Source organism: Streptomyces sp. NRRL S-495 (genome assembly GCF_000966955.1).
Classification (GTDB): Bacteria; Actinomycetota; Actinomycetes; order Streptomycetales; family Streptomycetaceae; genus Kitasatospora; species Kitasatospora purpeofusca.
On record NZ_JZWY01001043.1, the window covers coordinates 1 to 4,039 of the forward strand.

General features: G+C 73.7%; 4 protein-coding genes. 2 read left to right on the top strand and 2 right to left on the bottom strand.

Going from position 1 to position 4,039, the window contains the following annotated elements:
- Positions 1-716, top strand: a 716-nt coding sequence (locus tag VR45_RS38595; protein WP_045944627.1) for an FAD-binding oxidoreductase, incomplete at its 5' end; no start/stop codon positions are given.
- 64 nt (positions 717-780) lie between these two features.
- On the opposite strand, the gene VR45_RS38600 is transcribed toward VR45_RS38595, so the two are convergent.
- Together VR45_RS38600 and VR45_RS38605 are read right to left on the bottom strand one after the other, a co-directional pair.
- Complete coding sequence (locus tag VR45_RS38600) at positions 781-2,214, bottom strand: selenium-binding protein SBP56-related protein (RefSeq protein WP_045944628.1); 1,434 nt, start codon at positions 2,212-2,214, stop codon at positions 781-783.
- A gap of 160 nt (positions 2,215-2,374) precedes the next feature.
- The gene (locus tag VR45_RS38605) at positions 2,375-3,334 is read right to left on the bottom strand and encodes an alpha/beta hydrolase (RefSeq protein WP_045944629.1); all 960 of its coding nucleotides are present in this window, start codon (positions 3,332-3,334) and stop codon (positions 2,375-2,377) included.
- A 148-nt stretch (positions 3,335-3,482) separates the two neighbouring features.
- On the opposite strand from VR45_RS38605, the gene VR45_RS38610 reads away from it, so the two are divergent.
- Positions 3,483-4,039, top strand: a 557-nt coding sequence (locus tag VR45_RS38610; RefSeq protein ID WP_045944630.1) for a fused MFS/spermidine synthase, incomplete at its 3' end; no start/stop codon positions are given.

Consider the following 4,039-nt stretch of genomic DNA (forward strand, 5'->3'; position numbering starts at 1 on the left):
CGTACGGGCAGGCCACGGTGGTCGGCCACGAACGCCGCCGCCCCGACCTCGTCGTGCTCCGGGTGCGCACCGGCGAGCCCTACCCGTACCGGGCCGGACAGTACGGGACGGTCGAGCACCCGGCCCTGCCGCACAGCTGGCGGCAGTACTCGATGGGCTGCGCGCCGCGTGCCGACAACGAGTTGGAGTTCCACGTCCGCCGCACCGGGCCGGGCGGGGTGAGCGCGGCCCTGGTCGGGAGCACGGCCGTCGGCGACCGTCTCCGGCTGGGGCCGCCGCGCGGCACGCTGATGCCGGAGGACGACACCAGGGACCTCCTGCTGGTGGCGGGCGGCACCGGACTCGCCCCGATGAAGGCGATCGTGGAGCGGCTGGTGGAGCACCGCCCGCGCGGACAGCGGGTCCACCTCTTCGTCGGCGCGCGGAACCGGGACGAGCTCTACGACTGGCCGGCGCTGGCCGAACTCGGCCTCCGCAAACCGTGGTTGGAACTCGTCCCGGTCACCGAGGACGCCGGGGTCGAGGGCGCCCCCGGCCGTCCGTACGCCCCCGGCGGGCGGCTGGCCGAGGCGGTCGGCCGGGCCGCCGACTGGTCCGAGCACCGGGCCTGCGTCAGCGGACCGGCGGGCCTGGTCGACGAGGTGCGCACCCGACTGGCCGCCGCCGGCCTGCCCGCCGCCCGGATCCACCACGACCCGGTGCTCGGCCGGTTCTGAGTACCCGACGACGGGCGGGACCTGCGGCCCAGCCCGCGTCGGCCTCAGCCACCGGCCGTCGCCGCTACCGGTAGCAGTACGAGTCCGAGGAGGCGTCGCCGCCCGCCAGGTGCGTCTGGTGCACCCGCAGCCCCCGGAACTCCGCGCCGTGCGGGAAGAAACGGCGGTCCACGGTCATCCCGCCCGTCTCCGGGTCGGCGTCCAGCTTGACGATCCACGGCTCGATGCCGTCGGGGTAGAACTGGTCGTCCCACGCGCCGTAGAGCGAGTTGGTGAGGTAGACCCGCCGCCCGTCCCGGCTGATCTCGACCATCTGCGGCGCGCCGCTCAGCGGGCGGCCCGGCTCGGCCGGGTGCGGGGTCCTGGCCGTCACCCCGCCGAGCCGCACCGAGGCGGTGAGCAGCGGGTGGAACGGGTCCGACACGTCGTACTGGAGCAACTCCCCGGTGCCCCAGGCGGAGACGTACAGCCAGCGGTCGTCCACCGACAGGTTGATGTCGGTCACCAGCGGCGGCACGGCGCCGAAGGGCTGGAGCACGGGCGGCAGGTCCTCGGCCTTCGCCGGTTCGGCGGGTATCTCGATCACCTTGCGCGCGGTGAACGCCTCGCCCTGCCGGTACCAGAGCCAGACCGAGGCCGAGAGGTCCTCCACATTGGTGACCACCCCGGCGAAGCCCCATTCGGCCTGCGGGTCGTGGGCCGGGCGCAGTTCCAGCACCATCTGGTACTGGTCGCCGAGGTCGATCCGCTGCAGGTGCCGCCCGGTGTCCAGCTCCCAGAAGTGCAGCGAGTGCCCGTACTTGCGGCCGAGCAGCAGCTCCGGCACCACGCCGTCCTCGACCATCCACGGGGTGCCCCACTCGCTGGTGACGCCCACATTGCTGCCCAGGTGCCACCAGACGTCGTAGGAGAAGTTCTGCGAGCCGCGCTCCGTCTCCCAGGGGCGCAGCACGTCGAAGGTGGTGTGGTCGAGCAGGGCGACCCCGCCGGGCCCGTCGCCGCCCGCGGCCGCGCCGAGGCAGGACAGGAAGACGCCGTCCGGCCCGCAGTGCAGGGTGTGGGGCCGCGAGTACCCGGCTCTCGCGGCCAGTTCCTCCGCCGCCACCGTCTTCACCAGTCTCGGTCGGACCGGGTCCGGCCGGGTGTCCAGCACGTGCAGCCGGGACGACCGCAGCCCGGGCAGCAGCAGGTAGCGCCGCTCGGGGTTGTCGTGGCAGGCGTGCGCGAGGGCGCTGGAGCAGGCGTTCCAGCCGAAGTGGTGCAGTTCGTCGCCCACGTCGGGCATGTCGGTGAAGTTGAGCACGCGCCCGTAGCTCGGCGACGCCGGGTCGGTGTCGACGGTGATCAGCGCGTCCGGCCGCTGCGCCGACCGGTCGAACCCGGCGACGTAGGCGAGCTTCTCGGGTGGAGCGGCGATCGCCTCGGCGGGCGTGCGGTACAGGGAGGGATCGCTGTGTCCGGACGGGCGGTCTTCCTGCGGGCCGTGTTCATGCGGCATGCTGGCTCCTCAACTCGCCTGCTCGGCAAGGTAAGTGACAATGGCCCGGGTAGCCTTGCACGGACTCGCGGGCGCACAGCAGGCGCACGGGGAGCGAGTGGGGGGCCGGAGTGGGGGGCCGGAGGCGGCGCGCCCCCGACCCCCCGAACCGAGCTTCGAATCAGTGCACCGCGAGCGGGAAGTACGCGCCCAGCCAGCGGTCGAGCTCGGCGAACACCTGGGTGCGGGCAGTCTCTCCGGACAGCACCAGGTCGTGCATCCCGCCCTTGATCCGGACGATCGTCACATGGCGGCCCAGGTGCGGCCCGGCGGCCGAGATGTCGTCGGCGCGCAGGACGGCGTCCGCGTGGTGCAGCGCGGCGTGCCAGCGGGTGGTGGCGATCGAGGCGGTGGAGGCCATCAGCAGCACCGGCACGTCGATGCCGAGCCCGCGCCGCACCTCGCGGTGGCCGCGCTGGATCGCGGCCAGCCAGCCGGCGAACAGCGGCACGCCCTCGGCCGGCTTGAGCTTCAGGTCGAAGTCCCACTCGCCGCGGAAGTCCCGGTGCAGGCTGTGCACGTAGTGCGGGTTGAGCGCGGACGGCAGCACCCGGGTCGGCGCGATCCGGGCGATCGCCTCCAAGGCCGGGGCGCCGAGGGTGCGCACCGCGGGGGAGGCCGGCATGGTCAGGAACGGGCTGTTGAGGAACAGCCCGTCGACCAGGCCGTGCCCGGCCCGGCGGCCCGCCCACAGGGCGGCGATCAGCCCGCCGGTGGAGTGCCCGTTGACCAGCAGCCGGCGGTGGCCGTCCTGCTCGCGGATGATCCGCACCGCCTGGTCCAGCTCCTCGTCGTAGGCGGCGAGGTCGCGGACGAAGTTCGGCGAGTGGTGCGAGCGCAGCGAACGGCCGTACTTGCGCAGGTCGATCGCGTAGAAGGAGAAGCCGGCGGCCACGTAGTGGTCGGCGAGGTGGGTCTGGAACCAGTAGTCGTTGTAGCCGTGGATGTAGAGGACGGCCCGATCCGAACCGGGGACCAGCCGGCGGACCAGCGTCGCCGTGACCTCGCCCTCCTCGTCCGGACGCAGCGGCAGCTCGGCCGCCTCGTAGGGGGCACCCAGGATGTCTTCGCGGAACTCCATGGCCACTCGCACCCAATCTCTGGTCGGACTCCGGTCGGAATCGCGGGACGCCGGAACCTCGGCGCCCGGACCCCCTGACGATACCGGCCGGTAGCCTCGGCCGTGACGGCGACTCGGGCCCGGCGCCTATGCTGCGGACATGCCCGAGATGCCCGACCCGACCGCCGCACCGTCCGAGGACTATCCGGTCGACGAACGACTGCCCGTGCTGCGCGAGACCGACCTCGGGCGGGCGAAGCTGCTCCCCGACGTCGACCACGACGGCGGCTGGCTGCTGACCCTGGACGACACCCCGCAGTCCTACGTGGACCTCGGTGACCCGACCCACCTGGAGTTCGAGTACACCCGGCGCCTCGGCCACCTCGTCGACGCGCTCGACGTGCCGGAGGACGGACGGGTGGACGCCCTCCACCTCGGCGGCGGCGCCCTGACCCTGCCCCGCTACCTCGCCGCCACCCGCCCCGGCTCGCGCCAGCGCGTGGTCGAGGTGGACGGCCCGCTGCTCGACCTGGTCGAACAGCACCTCCCCTGGCAGGGGCCCGGCGTCGACATCACCGCCGAGGTCGGCGACGCCCGCGAGGCCCTCGCGACCCTGGCACGGACCGCGCCCGGCAGCCTGGACCTCGTCGTCGCGGACGTGTTCCACGGCTCGCGCACCCCCGGCCACCTCACCTCGGTGGAGTTCCTGCGGCTGGCCGCCGCCGT